This window comes from Pseudomonas sp. PL-6 (assembly GCF_054110165.1).
Window position 1 is genome coordinate 391,244 of sequence record NZ_CM134189.1, and the last position, 18,813, is coordinate 410,056.

Here is an 18,813-nt window from a genome sequence, read left to right on the forward strand (position 1 = left end):
CAATGAGCCAAGCCGTCGCCGCCCAGAACAGCGCCGCCAACCTGACCGGTCTGCTGGTGCCCCTGGCCGACCGCACCCTGCTGCTGCCCAACGTGGCGGTGGCCGAGTTGATTCCCTACCGCGCGCCGCAGGTCAGCGAAGGCATGCCGGCCTGGTTCCTCGGCCAGATCGCCTGGCGCGACCTGCGCCTGCCGCTGCTGTCCTTCGAGGCCGCCAGCGGCGGCCAGGCGCAGATTGCCGGCGGCGCGCGGGTGGCGGTGCTCAACGCCCTGGGCGGCCGGCCCAAGGTCAAGTTCATCGCCCTGCTGGTGCAGGGCATCCCGCGCTCGCTGAAGGTCGCCAGCGACCTGGCGGCCGCCGATGTCGTGCTGGCGCCGCTTGAACTGGGCGCGGCGCGGGTCGGCGAGGACGTGGTGCGCATCCCCGATCTGATCGGCCTGGAGCAACTGCTGGAAGACGCCGGGCTGCTGTAGGTTGGGTTGAGGAGCGTGCGACGAAGCCCAACGGTGGATTGTGGTACGCCAGGGATTGCCGAGCGCAGCCTTTCGGGTTTCCTGTTGGGCTTCGCTGCGCTCAGCGCCAACCTACCTAGCTGCGGCCACGCCTGTAGCAGTGCAGGCGTGCCAGGATGCCCCGCACTGCATCCACCCTACAGATCCCCCCACAGCTGCTGCGCCACGGCCAGCGCTACCACGGGTGCGGTCTCGGTGCGCAGCACCCGTGGTCCGAGGCGTGCGGCGTGGAAGTTGGCCGCCTTGGCCTGGGCCACCTCCGCCTCGCCGAGGCCGCCTTCCGGACCGATCAGAAACGCCAGCGAGCGCGGCGGCGCATGGCCGGCCCAGGGCTCGGCCACCGGGTGCAGCACCAGCTTGAGTTCGGCTTCGACCGCGCCGAGCCAGGCGCCCAGCTCCTGCGGCGCATGAATCACCGGCAGCACCGAGCGGCCGCACTGCTCGCAGGCGCTGATCGCCACCTGGCGCCAGTGGGCCAGGCGCTTGTCGGCGCGTTCGTCCTTCAGGCGCACCTCGCAGCGCTCCGAGACGATCGGGGTGATCTCCGTCGCGCCCAGTTCGGTGGCCTTCTGGATCGCCCAGTCCATGCGTTCGCCGCGCGACAGACCCTGGCCCAGGTGGATGCGCAGCGGCGATTCGGCTAGGCCGTCGAACGCCTCGCGCAGCTCCACGCGCACCGCCTTCTTGCCCACCTCGATCAGTTCGCCCTGGTACTCGCGGCCGCTGCCGTCGAATAGCTGCACCGCGTCGCCCGCGGTATGCCGCAGCACGCGGGCGATATAGTGGGCCTGGGCCTCGGGCAGCTCGTGCTGGCCGAGGGACAGGGGGGCATCGATAAAGAAACGGGATAGGCGCATAGGGGCAGCTGCAGGCGACAAGTGGAAAGCTGCAAGCTTAAAGCACCGGTCCTTGCCCTCGCAGCTTTTACTTGTGGCTCGTCGCGTGCAGCTTGCCGCCGCTATCAGCCCGGATCGCGATGCCCGGGATAGCGGTTGTCCACCGCCACGCTGACGGTTTCGCGGGTGGCGATATCGATGCCCTCGCTGGCCACCTCGGCGAGAAAGTCGATCTGTTCCGGGCTGATCACGTAGGGCGGCAGGAAGTACACCACGCTGCCCAGCGGGCGCAGCAGGGCGCCGCGACTCAGGGCGTGCTGGTACACCGCCAGGCCGCGGCGCTGCTGCCAGGGGTAGGCGGTCTTGCTCGCCTTGTCGGCGACCATCTCGATGGCCAGGGCCATGCCGGTCTGGCGCACCTCGGCGACATGCGGATGATCCTTGAGATGCTCGGTGGCGCTGGCCATGCGCGCGGCCAGGGCCTTGTTCTTCTCGATGACATCGTCATCGCGGAAGATGTCCAGGGTCGCCAGGGCCGCGGCACAGGCCAGCGGGTTGCCGGTGTAGGTGTGCGAGTGGAGGAAGGCGCGCAGGGTGGCGTAGTCATCGTAGAAGGCGGCGTAGACCTCGTTGCTGGTGAGCACCGCGGCCATCGGCAGGTAGCCGCCGGTCAGCGCCTTGGACAGCACCAGGAAGTCCGGGGTGATGCCGGCCTGTTCGCAGGCGAACATCGTGCCGGTGCGGCCGAAGCCGACGGCGATCTCGTCGTGGATCAGGTGCACGCCGTAACGGTCGCAGGCCTCGCGCAGCAGCTTGAGGTAGACCGGGTGGTACATGCGCATGCCGCCGGCGCCCTGGATCAGCGGCTCGACTATCACCGCGGCGACCTCGTGGGCATGCTCGGCCAGGATCTGTTCCATGGCCGCGAACATGGTCCGCGAATGTTCTTCCCAGCCCATGCCCTCCGGGCGCAGGTAACAGTCCGGGCTCGGCACCTTGAGGGTGTCGAGCAGCAGCGCCTTGTAGGTGTCGGTGAACAGCGCCACGTCGCCCACCGACATCGCCGCCACCGTCTCGCCGTGGTAGCTGTTGGTCAGGGTGACGAAGCGTTTCTTGCCGGGCTGGCCGTTGTTGATCCAGTAGTGGTGGCTCATCTTCAGCGCCACTTCGATGCCCGAGGAGCCGTTGTCGGCGTAGAACACCTTGGCCAGGCCGGGCGGGGTGATCTGCACCAGGCGCTCGGACAGCTCGACCGCAGGCGCGTGGGTGAAACCGGCGAGCATCACGTGTTCGAGGCTGTCCAGCTGCTCGCGGATGCGCGCGTTGATCCGCGGGTTGCGGTGGCCGAACACGTTGACCCACCAGGAGCTGACCGCGTCCAGGTAGCGTTTGCCGTCGAAGTCCTCCAGCCAGACCCCGGAGCCGGAACGGATCGGAATCAGCGGCAGGCGCTCGTGGTCCTTCATCTGGGTGCAGGGGTGCCACAGCACGTTAAGGTCGCGCTGCATCCACTGGTCGTTCAAGCTCATGGCGCATCTCCCAATCTTCAGCGGCACAGCCTACCAGAAGGCGCAGCCGTCGATCCGCCCCCAGCTGCCGCTTGGCGCCTGCCGACAACTTCAGGGTGGCGGTGTTGGACTAAGCTGGCTGGTCGGAAATCCACCGTGCAAATATCGTATTTCTCGATATTTCATAGCGAAATTTTTCGCTTTAAATCGATAGTTTTGTCGCTAGTCTTGCTCAACCTCTCGTCTACGGAAGCCTTCCCATGCAGTGGCGCAACACCCCCTCCCGTTACGGCCTGGTCAGCGTGCTGCTGCACTGGCTGGTGGCCCTGGCCGTCTTCGGCCTGTTCGGCCTGGGCCTGTGGATGATGGAGCTGGGTTACTACGACCCCTGGCGCCAGCGCGCCCCCGAGCTGCACAAGAGCATCGGCATCACGCTGTTCGCGCTGATGCTGCTGCGCATGCTGTGGCGTTGGCTGAGCCCGCCGCCGGCGGCCCTGGCCAGCCACGACCGGGCCACCCGCCTGGCCTCCAAGCTGGGTCACCGCCTGCTCTACCTCGGCTTGTTCGTGCTGATGCTTTCCGGCTACCTGATTTCCACCGCCGACGGTCGCGCCATCGAGGTGTTCGGCCTGTTCGCGGTGCCGGCGACGCTTACCGGCCTGCCGCAGCAGGAGGATGTCGCCGGCCTGGTGCACGAGTACCTGGCCTGGGGCCTGGTGCTGCTCGCCGGGGTGCATGCCCTGGCCGCGCTGAAACACCATTTCATCGACCGCGACAGCACCTTGCTGCGCATGTTCGGCCGTTGATTCGTCGTTCCTTCCGGCGTGGGCCTCGAGCCGCGCCCTTCGCTCAACCTCAGCAGGAGATTCACCCATGTTGAAGAAAACCCTCGTCGCCCTGGCCCTGGGCAGCGCCCTGATCGGTGGCCAGGCCCTGGCCGCCGACTACGCCATCGACAAGAAAGGCCAGCACGCCTTCGTCAACTTCAAGATCAGCCACCTGGGCTACAGCTGGCTGTACGGCACCTTCAAGGATTTCGACGGCAAGTTCAGCTTCGACGCCGCCAATCCCGAGGCGAGCACCGTCAGCGTCACCCTCAACACCGCCAGCGTCGACACCAACCATGCCGAGCGCGACAAGCATATCCGCAGCGACGACTTCCTCAGTGTCGGCAAGCACCCGACCGCGACCTTCGAGTCCACCTCGGTGAAGTCCACCGGCGAAGGCACCGCCGACATCAGCGGCAACCTGACCCTCAACGGCGTGACCAAGCCGGTGGTGATCGCCGCCAAGTTCATCGGCGAAGGCTCCGACCCCTGGGGCGGCTACCGTGCCGGTTTCGAGGGCAGCACCACGCTGAAGCTGAAGGACTTCGATATCGCCATGGACCTCGGCCCGGCGTCCGAGACCGTCGAGCTGATCCTCTCCATCGAAGGTATCCGCCAGTAACCGCAGGGGGTAGCCCGGATGTGATCCGGGGTCAGCCATTCCCTGCCCCCGGCTTGCATCCGGGGTACGTTCTGGCAGAAACAAAAACGCCGCCCCATGGGGCGGCGTTTTTGTTGGCGGCCTTGGCCTACTCTTCGCGGTTGCGCGTCAGCAGGGCCGGCTTCTCGCCACGCGGGCGGCTGCTGTTGGCCAGCTCGTCGAGTTGCTCCGGGGTCGGGAAGCGATCCAGGCGCGAGCCCTTGTGCACGATCACCGGTTGCTTCTCGCGCGGGTTGCGCACCAGGGCTTCCGAACGCGGCAGCTCGTCGCGATCGAGCGAGGTGATGCGGCCGTCGTGCGCCGGGCGACCACGGCCCGCACCATTGCGGCCCTGCGCCGCCTGACCGCCGCCCTGACGACGGCCCTTGCCGGCGCCATTGGCGTTGTTGCGCGGACCCTTGTTGGCCGGACGCTGGCCCTGGGGCGCGCCGTTGCCGGGAGCGCCGCCGCCGGAGCGACGGCCGCGGCCCTGGGGTTTGTTCTGGATCGGGCTGACGTAGTCGACGCGGTTGCCGAAGTTGTCGATCTCGTCGTCGCGGAACTCGTCCGGCGCGCGGTCCGGAGGCAACGGCGGAATGGCCGGGGCGGCGGCCGCCTGGCTGCTGCCGCGCGGCGCCTGGCCGCGACGGTTCTGGCCCTGTTGCTGAGGCTTGCTCTTGTGCTCCTTGCCGCTGTCCTTGCCCTTGTCCTTGCGGCCGACGCCATGGCGCTCGCCCTTGGGCTTGTCGCCGCCCTGGGCGTTCTGCGCCTTGGGCTGCTTCTGCCCGCGCGGCTGGCGCGGTTCGCGGGTTTCCGGGCGCTCGGCCTCGACGGTGCTGGCATCGAAGCCCATCAGGTCGCCGTCGGGGATCTTCTGCTTGGTCATCCGCTCGATGCTCTTGAGCAGCTTCTCCTCGTCCGGCGCCACCAGCGAGATCGCCTCGCCGCTACGCCCGGCGCGGCCGGTGCGGCCGATGCGGTGCACGTAATCTTCCTCGACGTTGGGCAGCTCGAAGTTGACCACGTGCGGCAGTTGGTCGATATCCAGGCCGCGGGCGGCGATATCGGTGGCCACCAGGATGCGTACCTGGTTGGCCTTGAAGTCGGCCAGGGCCTTGGTGCGCGCGTTCTGGCTCTTGTTGCCGTGGATCGCGGCGGCCGGCAGGCCGTGCTTGTCGAGGTATTCGGCCAGGCGGTTGGCGCCGTGCTTGGTGCGGGTGAACACCAGCACCTGTTCCCAGGCGCCCTGGGTGATCAGGTGGGCGAGCAGGGCGCGCTTGTGGCTGGAGGGCAGATGGAACACGCGCTGTTCGATACGCTCGACCGTGGTGTTCGGCGGCGTCACCTCGATGCGCTCGGGGTTGTGCAGCAGCTTGCCGGCCAGGTCGGTGATGTCCTTGGAGAAGGTCGCCGAGAACAGCAGGTTCTGGCGCTGCGCCGGCAGCTTGGCCAGCACCTTCTTCACGTCGTGGATGAAACCCATGTCGAGCATGCGGTCGGCTTCGTCGAGCACGAGGATTTCGACATGAGACAGGTCGATGGCTTTCTGATTGGCCAGGTCGAGCAGGCGACCGGGGCAGGCCACCAGCACGTCGACACCCTTGGCCAGGGCCTGGACCTGCGGGTTCATGCCAACGCCGCCGAAGATGCAGGCGCTGACGAATTTCAAATCGCGGGCATAGACCTTGAAGCTGTCATGCACCTGGGCGGCCAGTTCGCGAGTGGGGGTCAGCACCAGCACGCGCGGCTGTTTCGGGCCGTGACGTTGTTCGCGATCCGGATGACCGCCCGGAAACAGGCGTTCGAGGATCGGCAGGGCGAAACCGCCCGTCTTACCTGTACCCGTCTGGGCCGCCACCATGAGATCGCGACCTTGCAACACGGCGGGAATGGCCCGCTGTTGCACCGGAGTGGGCTGGGTGTAGCCGGCGGACTCGACCGCACGGACTAGAGCCTCGGAGAGACCGAGGGAGGCAAAGGACATGGGCAATCCTGTACTAAGTGAGGGCGTGGCCCTGGGGGTGTAGAGCCTGGCTTGAATCACGCGTGGGAAGCATGATCCCGTCCGGTACTGCTGGCCTCTAGGGGGCTAGCATCCGGGCGCAAGCCTGGCGGGAAGGCCCGAGTATAACAGAGCGAGCGGTTTGCGTAGTCACCAGCCTGTCGGTTGGTTCACGGCCTGGACGGTGCGGGGGCGGCGTAGCGTGCCTGCAGGCGGGCGTAGGCTGGCTCGCGCTTGAAGCGGCGCAGTTCGCCGGCGAACTCGGCGGCCAGACGCTGCAGCGCCGGGTCGCGGCGCAGGGCCAGGTACAGGCGGTCGTGGCCGATGGGCTTGCGGTGGTAGTCGACCTGCTCCTGCAGGCCCAGCTGGGCGGTCAGGTAGAGGCCGGCGCGGCGATCGTTGACCACCAGATCGACGCGCTGGCGCACCAGCTTGCCGAGGTTGGCCTCGTGGGTCGGCGCCTCTTCGCGGCTGAACAGCGGCGAGCTGCGAAAGGCCTCGTCGTTGTACCAGTAGCCTGGCGAGATGCCGATCACCAGGTCCTGCAGATCCTCCAGGCGCCGGTAGGGGTAGGGGCGTTTGCGGGCGAAGAACAGCACCAGCTCGACCTCGCTCAGCGTCTCGTCGACGAACAGCATCTGCGCCTCGCGCTCGGGCAGATGGAAGATGTCGAGGATGCCGTCGGCCTGGCCCTGCTCCAGCGCCAGCAGGCAGCGCTTCCAGGGCATGAACTGCAGCTCCAGCTCGACGCCCAGGCGGCGCAGCACCTCGCGGCTGATCTCGTAGTCGAGGCCGGCGGGCTGGTCGCCCTCCTGGTAGACGTAGGGCGCCCAGGCCTCGGTGACCAGGCGCAGCGTCTCGCCGCGAGCCTCGAAGGCGAGGCCGCAGAGCAGGAGGATGGCGAAAATCTGGCGCTGGAATACTGGCATTGCGCCAGATTAACGATTTTGCCGGCGCCGCGAAAGCGCCGGCGGCGCGGGTCAGTCGACCACCCGGTAGCAGGGCTCATAGGCGCTGCCGCCCGGCAGCTTCATCCGGTGCTGCTCGACGAAGGCCTGCAGCAGGCGATCCAGCGGGCGCATGATGTTCGTCTCGCCACGGATCTCGTAGGGGCCGTGCTGCTCGATCAGGCGGATGCCGTTCTCCTTGACGTTGCCGGCGACTATGCCGGAGAAGGCGCGGCGCAGGTTGGCCGCCAGTTCGTGCAGCGGCTGCTGGCGGGTCAGCTTGAGTCCGGCCATGTTGGCGTGGGTCGGTTCGAACGGGCGCTGGAAGCTTTCGTCGATCTTCAGCAGCCAGTTGAAGTGGAAGGCGTCGTTGCGCTCGCGGCGGAACTGGCGCACCGCCTTGATCCCGGCGGCCATCTCGCGGGCCACCTCGGCGGGGTCGTTGAAGATCATCCGATAGCGCTGCTGGGCGGCTTCGCCGAGGGTCTCGCCGATGAACTCGTGCAGCTGCTGCAGATAGGTGGCGGCGGTCTTCGGCCCGGTGATGATCACCGGGAAGGGCAGGTCGCGGTTGTCCGGGTGGGTGAGGATGCCGAGCAGATAGAGAAGCTCTTCGGCGGTGCCGGCGCCGCCGGGGAAGATGATGATGCCGTGGCCGACGCGGACGAAGGCCTCCAGGCGCTTCTCGATGTCCGGCAGGATCACCAGTTCGTTGACGATGGGGTTGGGTGCCTCGGCGGCGATGATCCCCGGCTCGGTCAGGCCCAGATAGCGCCCGCCCAGGTTGCGCTGCTTGGCGTGGCTGATGGTGGCGCCCTTCATCGGCCCCTTCATCACCCCCGGGCCGCAGCCGGTGCAGATGTCCAGGCCGCGCAGGCCCAGCTCGTGGCCGACCTTCTTGGTGTACTTGTACTCGTCGGTGCTGATCGAGTGGCCGCCCCAGCACACCACCATCTTCGGCTCGACGCCGCTGCGCAGGGTGCGTGCGTTGCGCAGCAGGTGGAAGACGTAGTCGGTGATGCCTTCGGAGCTGTCCAGGTCGATGCGCTTGTTCTCCAGCTCGCTCTGCGTGTAGACGATGTCGCGCAGGGCGCTGAACAGCATCTCGCGGGTGCTGGCGATCATCTCGCCGTCGACGAAGGCGTCCGCCGGGGCGTTGACCAGTTCCAGGCGGATGCCGCGATCCTGCTGGTGGATATGCACCTCGAAGTCCGGGTAGGCCTCGAGGATGGTCTTGGCGTTGTCGCTGTGCGAGCCGGTGTTGAGGATCGCCAGCGCGCACTGGCGGAACAGGCGGTAGACACTGCCGGAGCCGGTCTCGCGCAGCTGCTGCACTTCGCGCTGCGACAGGGTTTCCAGGCTGCCCTTGGGGCTGACGGAGGCGTTGATTCTCGGGCGTTTCTGCATGGCGGGGCGGTCCTTCGGAAAGCGGGGTGTGGCGCGCAAAGAGCGTCGTGGAGGCGCCGGCGAACGGCGTATCGCCGGCAAGCCGGCGCCCAGCAACGGCGCCGGCTCGGGCGGCGGGCCTCAGCGTGGCAGCTTGAGGTTGTTCCAGATCGCCAGGCTGGGGTCGGCCTGGTTCAGGGTGTAGAAGTGCAGCCCCGGTGCGCCGCCTTGCAGCAGGCGTTCGCACATCTCGCTGATCACCTGTTCGCCGAAGGCCTGGATGCTCTCGATGTCGTCGCCGTAGGCTTCCAGCTGCTTGCGCACCCAGCGTGGGATCTCCGCGCCGCAGGCGTCGGAGAAGCGCGCCAGCTTGCTGTAGTTGGTGATCGGCATGATGCCCGGCACCACCGGGATATCCACGCCCAGTTTCTGCACGCGCTCGACGAAGTAGAAGTAGCTGTCGGCGTTGAAGAAGTACTGGGTGATCGCGCTGTCGGCGCCGGCCTTGGCCTTGCGCACGAAGTTGGCGATATCGTCCTCGAAATTGCGCGCCTGCGGGTGCATCTCCGGGTAGGCGGCGATCTCGATATGGAAGTGCTCGCCGGTTTCCTCGCGGATGAAGCCGACCAGCTCGTTGGCGTAGCGCAGCTCGCCGCTGGCCATGCCCATGCCCGACGGCAGATCGCCGCGCAGGGCGACGATGCGCTTGATCCCGGCGGTCTTGTACAGGGTCAGCAGCTCGCGCAGCTCGGCCTTGCTGTCGCCGACGCAGGACAGGTGCGGCGCGGTGGGCACCTTCACCTCGCCGTCGAGCTGCAGCACGGTGTTCAGCGTGCGGTCGCGGGTGGAGCCGCCGGCGCCGTAGGTGCAGGAGAAGAAGTCGGGGTTGTAGCTGGCCAGCTGGCGCGCCACGTTCATCAGTTTTTCGTGCCCGGCTTCGGTCTTGGTGGGGAAGAACTCGAAGCTGTAGCGGCGTTCTTGGCTCATACGGAGTTTCCACGTGTGTAGGGCGGACAGGCGCAGCTTGTCCACCGTCATGCTCGAGCAGGTGGGCAGGCCGCTCGCCGGCCTGCCCACCCTACGCCTGGTGCTGCTTAGTAGCGGTAGGCGTCCGGCTTGAACGGGCCTTCCACGGTGACGCCGATGTACTCGGCCTGCTGCGGGGTCAGGCGGGTGACCACGCCGCCGAAGCCCTTGACCATCTCCAGCGCCACTTCTTCGTCGAGCTTCTTCGGCAGCACTTCCACGGTCAGGCGCTCGGCTTTCTTCTCCGGGGAGAGGTCGGCGAACTTCTGCTCGAACAGGAAGATCTGCGCCAGCACTTGGTTGGCGAAGGAGCCGTCCATGATCCGGCTCGGGTGGCCGGTGGCATTGCCCAGGTTCACCAGGCGGCCTTCGGCCAGCAGGATCAGGTAGTCGTCGTTGGCCGGATCGAAAGTGCCGGCGCCGGTGCGGTGGATCTTGTGCACCTGCGGTTTGACCTCTTCCCACGCCCAATTCTTGCGCATGAAGGCCGTATCAATTTCATTATCGAAGTGGCCGATGTTGCACACCACGGCGCGCTTCTTCAGCGCCTTGAGCATGCCCGCGTCGCACACGTTGACGTTGCCGGTGGTGGTGACGATCAGGTCGATCTTGCCCAGCAGCGCGGCGTCGACGCTGGCCTCGGTGCCGTCGTTGAGGCCGTTCTTGTACGGCGAGACCAGCTCGAAGCCGTCCATGCAGGCCTGCATGGCGCAGATCGGATCGATCTCGGAGACCTTGACGATCATGCCTTCCTGACGCAGCGACTGCGCCGAGCCCTTGCCCACGTCGCCGTAGCCGATCACCAGCGCCTGCTTGCCGGACAGCAGGTGGTCGGTGCCGCGCTTGATGGCGTCGTTGAGACTGTGGCGGCAGCCGTACTTGTTGTCGTTCTTGCTCTTGGTCACCGCGTCGTTGACGTTGATCGCCGGGACTTTCAGGGTGCCGGCCTTGAGCATGTCGAGCAGGCGGTGCACGCCGGTGGTGGTTTCCTCGGTGACGCCGTGGATGCGCTCGAGCATCTGCGGGTATTTCTTGTGCAGGATTTCGGTCAGGTCGCCGCCGTCGTCCAGCACCATGTTGGCGTCCCACGGCTTACCGTCCTTGAGGATGGTCTGCTCGATGCACCACTCGTACTCCTGCTCGGTCTCGCCCTTCCAGGCGAACACCGGGATGCCGGCGGCGGCGATGGCGGCAGCGGCCTGGTCCTGGGTGGAGAAGATGTTGCAGCTCGACCAGCGCACCTCGGCACCGAGGGCGATCAGGGTCTCGATCAGCACGCCGGTCTGGATGGTCATGTGGATGCAGCCGATGATCTTCGCGCCCTTGAGCGGCTGGCTGGCGGCGTACTTGCGGCGCAGGCCCATCAGCGCCGGCATCTCGGATTCGGCGATGATCAGCTCTTTGCGGCCCCAGTCGGCCAGGGAAATGTCGGCGACCTTGTAGTCGGTAAAACCGGCAGGCGTCAGTACAGCGCTCATGATGAGTTCTCCATTCGTTGTCTGCGAATGGGCGCCGTTGATGCGTATGGTTAACGCCCCATCCGAGCCTGACAAAGTCCGCACCTGGCGGATTTGCTGCAGCGCCCCTCGGACGGGTGGCGGGAGCGGCCGGAGCGGTGCCGGCTGCGTGAAGCTGGCGGATTATAGCCGCGTGCGGCGTGCAGCCCAAGGCTTTCCGTCGGTCTTTGCGCGGCGCCGCTGGCCGTTGCCGCCGACGCATTGGCCGGATCGCCGTCGACTTGTCCCGGCCGGGTCATGGACGCCCGGCCCGCGGGCGGCCCAAGCTGCGCACTCCCTCAGCGAACTGCGGAGCCTCCATGACCCTCGCCTACTGGTGCGTGCTGATCGCCATCGTCCTGCCCTACCTGGCCACCGCCAGCGCCAAGTTCCTCGGCGCCGGCTACGGGCCGCGCGCCAACAGCGACCCGCGCGCCTTCCTCGCCGCTCTGCAGGGCTGGCGCAGGCGTGCCCACAACGCCCAGCTCAACGGCTTCGAGGTGACCCCGGCGTTCGCCGCGGCGGTGATCATCGCCCACCAGGCCGGCGGTGCCGCGCAGGGGCTGCTGGATCAACTGGCGATCGCCTTCGTGCTCAGCCGGGTGCTGTACTTGCTTTGCTACCTGGCCGACTGGGGACCGATCCGTACGCTGGTGTGGTTCGCCGGCATGGGCCTGATCGTCGCCCTGTTTGTGGTCTCGGCCTGAGCCGAAACGGCGCGTGACCGCTCGGTCGGCGCGCCGCTTTGGTGCATTTTGCCGCGATAAACAGGGCGTCAGGCTGCTGGCGGCTGGCCACTTTCTTGCTTGCTCCCGATTATTTGGCGGGGGTTCCCGCCGTCTGCCAGGGAGCCTCTCATGTCCGCCACCGCCTTGTTCGACCGCCTGCTCTGCGCCATCGGCCTGCGCACGCTGAATCAGCAGTTCCTGTTTTCCTACGCGCTGATGTTCCTCCTGGCGGTGATCGCCTCGGTGGCCCTGTACCTGAGCATGTCGGTGTCGCCGGAGACCATCAACGTCGCCGGTGCGCAGCGCATGCTCAGCCAGAAGATGACCAAGGAGGCGCTGCTGCTGCGCGAAGGCGTGCTGCCGGCGACCGCCCTGGAAGCGACCATGGCGCAGTTCGACGGCGCTCACCGCGACCTGCTGGCCGGCAACCCGGCGCGCAATATCAGCGCCATCGCCGAGCCCAACGTGCAGGCGCAGATGAACAAGGTCGGCGCTCTCTGGCAGGGCTTTCGCGGCCAGCTGCAGCGCCTGGTCGGCGGCGACACGGCGGTCGACCTCGCGGCCCTGGAGCAGCAGTCGGTGCAGCTGCTGCGCGAGATGAACCAGGCCGTCGGGCTGATGGCGGCGCACGCCGAGGGCAGCCAGCGGCGGCAGATGTGGCTGGCCTTCGGCTGCGTGCTGGGCATCCTCGCCCTGGTGGTGCTCGGCCGCCAGTTCGGCCTGCGCCCGTTGATGCACAACCTCAATGCGGTGGAGGGCGCGCTGACCCGGGTCGGCTCCGGCGACTTCACCCGCGGCCTGGACGGGCGCCAGGGTGACAACGAGATCGGCCGCATCTTCGCCGGCTACAACCGCATGCAGGAGCAGGTGCGCGGCCTGCTGGCAGAGGTCAAGCGCAGCGGCGAGCGCACCGGCGAACACGTCGGCAGCGTGGTCGGCGCGGCGCAGGCGGCCGGCGACGGCGTGCGCCGCCAGTACGAGGACCTCGACCAGGTGGCCACGGCGATGAACGAGATGAGCGCCACTGTGGCCGAGGTGGCCCGGCATGCCGCGCACGCCGCCGAATCGGCGCGCAGCGCCGACGACTGCGCGCAGAGCGGCCAGCAGGTGGTGCAGCGCAGCGCCGCGCAGATCGCCGAGCTGAGCGCCCAGCTGCAACGCAGCGGCGCCCAGGTGCAGCGCCTGGAGGCGGAAACCACCGGGGTGGGCAAGGTGCTCGAGGTGATCAGGTCGATCGCCGAACAGACCAACCTGCTGGCGCTCAACGCCGCCATCGAGGCGGCGCGCGCCGGCGAGGCCGGGCGCGGTTTCGCCGTGGTCGCCGACGAGGTGCGCACCCTGGCCAGTCGCACCCAGCAGTCCACCGGCGAGATCCAGGCGATGATCCAGCGCCTGCAGAGCGGCGCCCGCGATGCGGTGACGGCGATGCAGCAGAGCGCGCAGCTGGCCGAGGACAACCTCAGCCATATCCGCCAGGCCAGCGAGGTGCTCGACGCCATAGTCGGCGCGGTGGACGGCATCAACGCGCTGAACGCGCAGATCGCCACCGCCGCCGAGCAACAGAGCCAGGTGGCGCAGGAGATCGACCAGCGCGTGACCCATATCTCCAGCCTGGCCGAACGCAGCCAGGGGGAGACCGCAAGCGTGGTGCAGGTCAGCGCGCAGATTCACGGCGAGGTGCGCCAGCTCAACCAGCAGCTGGATCGTTTCCGTACCTGAATAGCTGGTGCGCACGGCGCAGCCTGCCGACGTCGGACGGCGGGCGGCGCGACAACTGCGGTAAAACACCGCGCTTGGCCTGATCGGGCCGAGTGGCGATACTGGCCGCCCGTTTTTTTCCGGAAGGCGTCGCGATGAAGTTCAAAGCCCTGCTGCTGGCCTGCGCCTGCCTGACCCTGGTCGCCTGCGGCGGCGTCGATCCCGATTCGCCGCTGGGCCAGCGCCAGGCGCTGTTCAAGCAGATGCTCAAGGTCAGCGAGGACCTTGGCGGCATGCTGCGTGGGCGCATTGCCTACGACGAGGCCGGCTTTATCGCCGGCGCCGCCGAGCTGGAGCGCCTGTCGCGCCAGCCCTGGCAGCACTTTCCGCAGGTCCGTGACGACGAGCGCAGCAAGGCCACCGACGAGGTCTGGCAGCGGCAGGCGCAGTTCCAGCAGCTGGCGCGCGAGCTGGAGCAGGCCACCGCCGCCCTGGTGCAGGCCACCGCTGCGCCGCCGCTGCGCCGCGCCGCGCTGGAGCCGGCGGTGCAGCAGGTCGAGGACAGTTGCGAGGCCTGTCACCAGGCGTTTCGCGCCTACTGATCAGCGCGCGAGTTCGGCCTCGGCCTGTTCCAGTTCGGCGCGCGCCTCGGCCAGCTTGGCCTGGCGCTTGGCGATCTTGTCCGGATCGCCCCTGCTCAGCGCATCGCGCAGGTCCATCTCGCGCTGCTCGATCTCCTGCCGCGCCTCGTCGATCTCGGCCTGGCGCTCGGCCTGCAGGGCGTCGTCGTGGCAATGCGTCTCGACCTGCGCCAGGGCCTGTTGCAGGCCGGCCACCTGGTCAGGGTTGTGGTGCTGACGGGCGATCTCGATCTTCTCCTGCAGGGTTTGGCGCTTGGCTGCGCAGCCGCTGACGCCGCTGTCGGCGAAGCTGAAGGCGGTGCTGGCGACCAGCAGGGCGAGCAGGCTGAGCTGACGAATCATGGGCTTGTCCTTATGGCTGGGGTTTGGAGGAAGACCGCGTCGCGGCGCCGGGGTTCGCTGCGGCCGAGCCAGGAAGGCGCTGACCATGATCTGGGTCAAGGTTGCGCGCGTTACTGCGCGGCGGCCTGCAGGCGCGGTTGAAAGGCGGCAATGCCGGCCTGCTGCAACTGCGCGCCGAGGCGCCGCACCTCCGGGTGCTGGAAGAACGCCAGCAGCCGCTCGGCGCCCTGCACGCCGACGCCGCGCTGGCGTTGCCAGTCGGCGCGGCCACGGGCGAGCAGGCTGGGCCAGTCCGGCGTCGGCTCGGCGGCGAAACCGGGTGGGGCGCCGAGGGCGCGCAGCCATTGCTCGAGCGGGCGCTGGTGGGCCAGGGCGAAGGCCTGCTGCAACTGCGCCGCGCGGCGCGCACCGATGCCGGGCAGGGCCTGCAGCTGGGCGGCGTCCAGTTCCAGCCAGTCGAGCAGGCCTTCCAGCTGGGCGTTCGCCACCAGGCTGTGCCAGGTGCCCGGGCCGACGCCGGGCAGGGCCAGGCCCCCTTTGCCGCCGAGCCAGCCCAGGCGCGCCTGGAACTGCTGGCGGCAGTTCGCGCTGAGGCGCCAGCAGCTCAGCGCGTGGTAGTCGGCCGGATTGGGGGCCTGCACCGGGGCGCGCTGCGGGCTGCGCCAGATCACCCCGTCCAGGCGCGGGATGGTCAGCCCGGCCAGGCGGATGGCCACCTGATCGCCGGGCCGCACGTCCAGCGTGCGCCAGCCCTGCAGCGAACCCAGGGCGACGCGGCTGATGCGCCGCTCGTCGAGGTCGACCGGCTGCAGGCGCAGGATCGGGGTGATGCGCCCGCTGCGGCCGATGCTGAAGTCCACCGCCTGCACCACCGCCAGCGCCTGGCTCGGCGGGTATTTCCAGGCCACCGCCCAGTGCGGCGCCTCGGCCTGCCAGCGCCGGCCGGGCGGCCGCGCGCCCTGGCGCAGCACCACGCCGTCGCTGGCGAAGGGCAGGGCCTGGCGATACCAGTGCTGGCGCCAATGGCGGGCTTGCTCCGGCGTGTGCAGCGGCTGGGTGTAATCCGCGCTGTCGACGAACCCCAGCGCCTGCAGGCCCTCCAGGCGTGCGCGCATATCCGCCGGGCCGTCCGGCCAGTCCCAGACGAACAGGCCGACAGCGGCCGCCTCGCGCTCGTCCAGGGTCTGCCGCGCCATCAGTCCGGCCACCTTGCCGCGTGCCCCGCCGCCGCCAGCGAGCGCCTGCACATGGCCGTCCAGGCGCCAGTACAGCTCGCCCTGCAGCACCGCATCGAGCGGCTCGCGCAGGCGCCTGGGAATGGCCGGCAACTGCCGCGCCCGCGCCGTCCAGTCCTGGCCCTGGCGGCCGTCGCCGCGGCTGATGGCCTGCTGCAGCGTGCCGCCGCGGTAGACCAGGGTGACCGCCACACCGTCGACCTTGGGTTGAATCCACAGCTCCTCGCGGCTGGCCATCCATTCGCCTATCGCCGCATCGCCGAGCTTGCGCAGACCGGTCTGTGGTATCGGATGGTCGAGCCGGGTGGCGGCGCCGGCCAGCGGCTCGGCCAGTGCCGGGGCGGCGTCGGGGAAGCAGGCGCGCCAGTGCTGCAGACGCTCGCGCGCCTGGTCGTAGAGCTCGTCGGCGACCAATGAGCGGCCCTGGTTGTGGTAGGCGTCGTCCCAGCGGGCGATCTGCTCGGCGAGGGCATCGAGTTCGGCGCTGGCGCGCCCGGCGGGCCAGTGCGGGCAGGGCTCGGCCTGGGCGGCCAGGGGCAAGAGGAGCAGGGCGATCCAGGCCTTCATGGCAAGCGTCCGTGCTTGGAGGGAAGGCTTGAGCCTAGTCGAGCGCATGCCGGTGCGCGAATGACGCCGCTGCTGCGGCGCGTAGCCCGGGTGCAGCCAGCGTTTTCCCGGGTGGCATCCGGGCTACGAGCGGCCAACAAAAAGCCCCGCACGATGGCGGGGCTTCGGCTGTTGCGCTGGGGGCTTACAGACCGGCGGCGGCGCGCAGGTCGGCGGCCTTGTCGGTGCGTTCCCAGGTGAAGGTGGTGAAGCTGTCGTCGCCCACCGTCTTCTGCTGCGGGGTGCGGCCGAAGTGGCCGTAGGCGGCGGTGTCCTGGTACATCGGGTGGAGCAGGTCGAGCATGCGGGTGATGGCGTAGGGCCGCAGGTCGAACACTTCGCGCACCAGCTGGATGATCTTGTCTTCGGCGATCTTGTGGGTGCCGAAGGTGTTGACCGAAATCGAGGTCGGCTGGGCCACGCCGATGGCGTAGGACACCTGGATCTCGCAGCGCTCGGCCAGACCGGCGGCGACGATGTTCTTGGCCACGTAGCGGCCGGCGTAGGCGGCGCTGCGGTCGACCTTGGACGGGTCCTTGCCGGAGAAGGCGCCGCCGCCGTGACGGGCCATGCCGCCGTAGCTGTCGACGATGATCTTGCGCCCTGTAAGGCCGCAGTCGCCCACCGGGCCGCCGATGACGAACTTGCCGGTGGGGTTGATGTGGTACTGGGTGTCTTTATGCAGCAGTTCGGCCGGCAGGCTGTGCTTGACGATCAGCTCCATCACCGCTTCCTGCAGGTCGTTCTGGCTGATTTCCGGGTTGTGCTGGGTGGACAGCACCACGGCGTCGATGCCGACCACCTTGCCGTTCTCGTAGCGGCAGGTGACCTGGGATTTCGCGTCCGGGCGCAGCCAGGGCAGCAGGCCGGACTTGCGCGCCTCGGCCTGGCGCTCGACCAGGGCGTGGGACAGGCGGATCGGCGCCGGCATCAGCACGTCGGTCTCGTTGCTGGCGTAGCCGAACATCAGGCCCTGATCGCCCGCGCCCTGGTCTTCCGGCTTGGCGCGGTCGACACCCTGGTTGATGTCCGGGGACTGCTTGCCGATGATGTTGAGCACGCCGCAGGTGGCGCCGTCGAAGCCGACGTCGCTGCTGGTGTAGCCGATGTCGCAGATCACGTCGCGGACGATCTGCTCCAGGTCGACCCAGGCGCTGGTGGTGACTTCGCCGGCGACGATGGCCACGCCGGTCTTGACCAGGGTTTCCACGGCCACGCGGGCGTGCTTGTCCTGGGCGATGATGGCGTCGAGCACGGCATCGGAAATCTGGTCGGCGATCTTGTCCGGATGCCCCTCGGACACGGACTCGGAGGTAAACAGGGAATATTCGCTCATCTATCGGTTCCTTTCTTGCCGGAGGCTGAGGGCGCTGCGCGCATCGGGTTTGGCGAAGTGCCGTAACTGAATTTGAAAGCCGTTCTTCAGGCCAATGTAGAGGCTCTCGCCGGCAACCAGGCCGGCGGCGCTGGCCCAGCGGGCCAGGTCGTCCTGTTCGAAGCCGAGCCAGAGATCGCCGCAGGCCTCCCTGGCCCAGCTCTGGTCGTGGCTGCACAGCTCGCTGAGCAGCAGGCTGCCGCCGGGCGCGACCAGCCGCGCCAGCTGACGGAAGGCCTCGGCCGGTGTGGCGAAGTGGTGCAGCACCATGTTCAGCACCACGCAATCGGCGGCCGCTTGCTCGTCCTGCAGGGCGTCGGCCAGGCGCAGCTCGACGTTGTCCAGGCCTTCGCCAACGCAGCGCTGACGCGCCAGTTCGAGCATCGCCGGACTGTTGTCCAGGGCTGTGACGCGTGCGAAGCGGCGCGCCAGCTCGGGCAGGAAGGCGCCGTCGCCGGGGCCGATTTCCAGCGCGCTGGCGGTCGGCGCGAAGTGCAGCGCATCGAGCAGCGCCAGCAGGCTGTCGCGGTACTGTGGCAGGCTCGCGATCAGGTCCTGCTGGGCCTGGAAGCTCGCCGCCATGCGCGCGAAGAAGTCGCGGCTGACGGTGGCGCGCTGCTGGTGCACGGTGGCGATGCGTGCCTGCACTTCGCCTGGCAGCGGCAGCTCGTCGATGTCTTCCAGCAGCGCCGCATGCAGGCGGCCGCCGGGCAGGGCGCGGCGGTAGAAGATCGCGTTGCCTTCGCGGCGGGTGGCCACCAGGCCGGCCTGGGCCAGCACCTTGAGGTGGTGGCTCATGCCCGACTGGCCGATGGCGAAGATCTGCGCCAGCTCCAGCACGCCGAACGAGTCGTTGCTCAGCGCGCGCAGCACGTTCAGGCGCAGCGCATCGCCGCCGGCCTTGCACAGGGCGGCGAGCTCGTCGCAGGGGTCGAAGTCCAGCTGGGAGGCACGCAGGGTCATGGTGGCGCAGTCTAGTCGGTCATTTTTCATCCAGCAACAGCAATA

Annotated in this window: 17 protein-coding genes and 1 riboswitch; of the genes, 6 read left to right on the forward strand and 11 right to left on the reverse strand. The window is 68.4% G+C overall.

The window, feature by feature from the left end; translation table 11 throughout:
• The first annotated feature begins 2 nt into the window (after positions 1–2).
• A complete protein-coding gene (locus ACW9UL_RS01770; protein ID WP_457788652.1) occupies positions 3–473 on the forward strand; it encodes a chemotaxis protein CheW in 471 nt (156 codons plus the stop codon).
• A gap of 176 nt (positions 474–649) precedes the next feature.
• Here the strand turns inward: ACW9UL_RS01770 and ACW9UL_RS01775 are convergent, their stop codons facing one another.
• Both ACW9UL_RS01775 and ACW9UL_RS01780 read right to left on the reverse strand, forming a co-directional pair.
• Positions 650–1,369 carry a 16S rRNA (uracil(1498)-N(3))-methyltransferase gene (locus ACW9UL_RS01775; RefSeq protein ID WP_457788653.1) on the reverse strand — a complete coding sequence of 240 codons (720 nt, stop codon included), beginning with the start codon at positions 1,367–1,369 and terminating at the stop codon, positions 650–652.
• 104 nt (positions 1,370–1,473) lie between these two features.
• Positions 1,474–2,877 carry an adenosylmethionine--8-amino-7-oxononanoate transaminase gene (locus ACW9UL_RS01780; RefSeq protein ID WP_457788654.1) on the reverse strand — a complete coding sequence of 468 codons (1,404 nt, stop codon included), beginning with the start codon at positions 2,875–2,877 and terminating at the stop codon, positions 1,474–1,476.
• Between the two features lie 239 nt (positions 2,878–3,116).
• Here ACW9UL_RS01780 and ACW9UL_RS01785 point away from each other — a divergent pair, with 239 nt between their 5' ends.
• Positions 3,117–3,662 (forward strand): cytochrome b, encoded by a 546-nt coding sequence (locus tag ACW9UL_RS01785; protein WP_457788655.1) that lies wholly within the window; start codon positions 3,117–3,119, stop codon positions 3,660–3,662.
• Between the two features lie 67 nt (positions 3,663–3,729).
• The gene (locus ACW9UL_RS01790; RefSeq protein ID WP_021443239.1) at positions 3,730–4,305 is read left to right on the forward strand and encodes a YceI family protein; all 576 of its coding nucleotides are present in this window, start codon (positions 3,730–3,732) and stop codon (positions 4,303–4,305) included.
• A gap of 127 nt (positions 4,306–4,432) precedes the next feature.
• On the opposite strand, the gene rhlE2 is transcribed toward ACW9UL_RS01790, so the two are convergent.
• From rhlE2 to ahcY, 5 genes are all read right to left on the reverse strand, one after another.
• Positions 4,433–6,307, reverse strand: a complete 1,875-nt coding sequence (gene rhlE2, locus ACW9UL_RS01795) for an RNA helicase RhlE2 (protein WP_457788656.1) — start codon at positions 6,305–6,307, stop codon at positions 4,433–4,435.
• Positions 6,308–6,495: 188 nt separating this feature from the next.
• Entirely contained in the window at positions 6,496–7,254 is a 759-nt protein-coding gene (locus ACW9UL_RS01800; protein ID WP_457788657.1) for a substrate-binding periplasmic protein, read from the reverse strand.
• A gap of 51 nt (positions 7,255–7,305) precedes the next feature.
• A complete protein-coding gene (gene ppnN, locus ACW9UL_RS01805) occupies positions 7,306–8,679 on the reverse strand; it encodes a nucleotide 5'-monophosphate nucleosidase PpnN (protein WP_457788658.1) in 1,374 nt (457 codons plus the stop codon).
• Between the two features lie 120 nt (positions 8,680–8,799).
• Positions 8,800–9,645: a methylenetetrahydrofolate reductase [NAD(P)H] gene (gene metF, locus ACW9UL_RS01810; RefSeq protein WP_457788659.1), complete on the reverse strand. Its 846-nt coding sequence runs from the start codon at positions 9,643–9,645 to the stop codon at positions 8,800–8,802.
• A gap of 107 nt (positions 9,646–9,752) precedes the next feature.
• A complete protein-coding gene (gene ahcY, locus ACW9UL_RS01815) occupies positions 9,753–11,162 on the reverse strand; it encodes an adenosylhomocysteinase (protein WP_457788660.1) in 1,410 nt (469 codons plus the stop codon).
• 22 nt (positions 11,163–11,184) lie between these two features.
• Positions 11,185–11,278, reverse strand: a riboswitch (S-adenosyl-L-homocysteine riboswitch).
• 222 nt (positions 11,279–11,500) lie between these two features.
• On the opposite strand from ahcY, the gene ACW9UL_RS01820 reads away from it, so the two are divergent.
• The 3 genes from ACW9UL_RS01820 to ACW9UL_RS01830 all read left to right on the forward strand — a co-directional run bounded on the left by ACW9UL_RS01820 (position 11,501) and on the right by ACW9UL_RS01830 (position 14,208).
• On the forward strand, positions 11,501–11,887 hold the full coding sequence (locus ACW9UL_RS01820) for an MAPEG family protein (protein WP_021444299.1): 387 nt from the start codon (positions 11,501–11,503) through the stop codon (positions 11,885–11,887).
• A 150-nt stretch (positions 11,888–12,037) separates the two neighbouring features.
• Complete coding sequence (locus ACW9UL_RS01825; RefSeq protein WP_457788661.1) at positions 12,038–13,627, forward strand: methyl-accepting chemotaxis protein; 1,590 nt, start codon at positions 12,038–12,040, stop codon at positions 13,625–13,627.
• 134 nt (positions 13,628–13,761) lie between these two features.
• The gene (locus tag ACW9UL_RS01830; RefSeq protein ID WP_397486763.1) at positions 13,762–14,208 is read left to right on the forward strand and encodes a c-type cytochrome; all 447 of its coding nucleotides are present in this window, start codon (positions 13,762–13,764) and stop codon (positions 14,206–14,208) included.
• On the opposite strand, the gene ACW9UL_RS01835 is transcribed toward ACW9UL_RS01830, so the two are convergent.
• The 4 genes from ACW9UL_RS01835 to ACW9UL_RS01850 all read right to left on the reverse strand — a co-directional run bounded on the left by ACW9UL_RS01835 (position 14,209) and on the right by ACW9UL_RS01850 (position 18,768).
• Entirely contained in the window at positions 14,209–14,589 is a 381-nt protein-coding gene (locus ACW9UL_RS01835) for a DUF1090 domain-containing protein (protein WP_457788662.1), read from the reverse strand.
• Between the two features lie 110 nt (positions 14,590–14,699).
• Positions 14,700–16,391 (reverse strand): NAD-dependent DNA ligase LigB, encoded by a 1,692-nt coding sequence (ligB, locus tag ACW9UL_RS01840; protein WP_457788663.1) that lies wholly within the window; start codon positions 16,389–16,391, stop codon positions 14,700–14,702.
• A gap of 184 nt (positions 16,392–16,575) precedes the next feature.
• Entirely contained in the window at positions 16,576–17,766 is a 1,191-nt protein-coding gene (gene metK, locus ACW9UL_RS01845) for a methionine adenosyltransferase (protein WP_457788664.1), read from the reverse strand.
• Entirely contained in the window at positions 17,767–18,768 is a 1,002-nt protein-coding gene (locus tag ACW9UL_RS01850) for an ArsR/SmtB family transcription factor (protein ID WP_457788665.1), read from the reverse strand.
• Positions 18,769–18,813: the final 45 nt, after the last annotated feature.

Excerpts from the sequence above, each read along its gene's own strand:
- ACW9UL_RS01770 (WP_457788652.1), top strand. The coding sequence starts at position 3 with ATGAGCCAAGCCGTCGCCGCCCAGAACAGCGCCGCCAACCTGACCGGT.
- ACW9UL_RS01775 (WP_457788653.1), bottom strand. The coding sequence starts at position 1,369 with ATGCGCCTATCCCGTTTCTTTATCGATGCCCCCCTGTCCCTCGGCCAG.
- ACW9UL_RS01780 (WP_457788654.1), bottom strand. The coding sequence starts at position 2,877 with ATGAGCTTGAACGACCAGTGGATGCAGCGCGACCTTAACGTGCTGTGG.
- ACW9UL_RS01785 (WP_457788655.1), top strand. The coding sequence starts at position 3,117 with ATGCAGTGGCGCAACACCCCCTCCCGTTACGGCCTGGTCAGCGTGCTG.
- ACW9UL_RS01790 (WP_021443239.1), top strand. The coding sequence starts at position 3,730 with ATGTTGAAGAAAACCCTCGTCGCCCTGGCCCTGGGCAGCGCCCTGATC.
- rhlE2 (WP_457788656.1), bottom strand. The coding sequence starts at position 6,307 with ATGTCCTTTGCCTCCCTCGGTCTCTCCGAGGCTCTAGTCCGTGCGGTC.
- ACW9UL_RS01800 (WP_457788657.1), bottom strand. The coding sequence starts at position 7,254 with ATGCCAGTATTCCAGCGCCAGATTTTCGCCATCCTCCTGCTCTGCGGC.
- ppnN (WP_457788658.1), bottom strand. The coding sequence starts at position 8,679 with ATGCAGAAACGCCCGAGAATCAACGCCTCCGTCAGCCCCAAGGGCAGC.
- metF (WP_457788659.1), bottom strand. The coding sequence starts at position 9,645 with ATGAGCCAAGAACGCCGCTACAGCTTCGAGTTCTTCCCCACCAAGACC.
- ahcY (WP_457788660.1), bottom strand. The coding sequence starts at position 11,162 with ATGAGCGCTGTACTGACGCCTGCCGGTTTTACCGACTACAAGGTCGCC.
- ACW9UL_RS01820 (WP_021444299.1), top strand. The coding sequence starts at position 11,501 with ATGACCCTCGCCTACTGGTGCGTGCTGATCGCCATCGTCCTGCCCTAC.
- ACW9UL_RS01825 (WP_457788661.1), top strand. The coding sequence starts at position 12,038 with ATGTCCGCCACCGCCTTGTTCGACCGCCTGCTCTGCGCCATCGGCCTG.
- ACW9UL_RS01830 (WP_397486763.1), top strand. The coding sequence starts at position 13,762 with ATGAAGTTCAAAGCCCTGCTGCTGGCCTGCGCCTGCCTGACCCTGGTC.
- ACW9UL_RS01835 (WP_457788662.1), bottom strand. The coding sequence starts at position 14,589 with ATGATTCGTCAGCTCAGCCTGCTCGCCCTGCTGGTCGCCAGCACCGCC.
- ligB (WP_457788663.1), bottom strand. The coding sequence starts at position 16,391 with ATGAAGGCCTGGATCGCCCTGCTCCTCTTGCCCCTGGCCGCCCAGGCC.
- metK (WP_457788664.1), bottom strand. The coding sequence starts at position 17,766 with ATGAGCGAATATTCCCTGTTTACCTCCGAGTCCGTGTCCGAGGGGCAT.
- ACW9UL_RS01850 (WP_457788665.1), bottom strand. The coding sequence starts at position 18,768 with ATGACCCTGCGTGCCTCCCAGCTGGACTTCGACCCCTGCGACGAGCTC.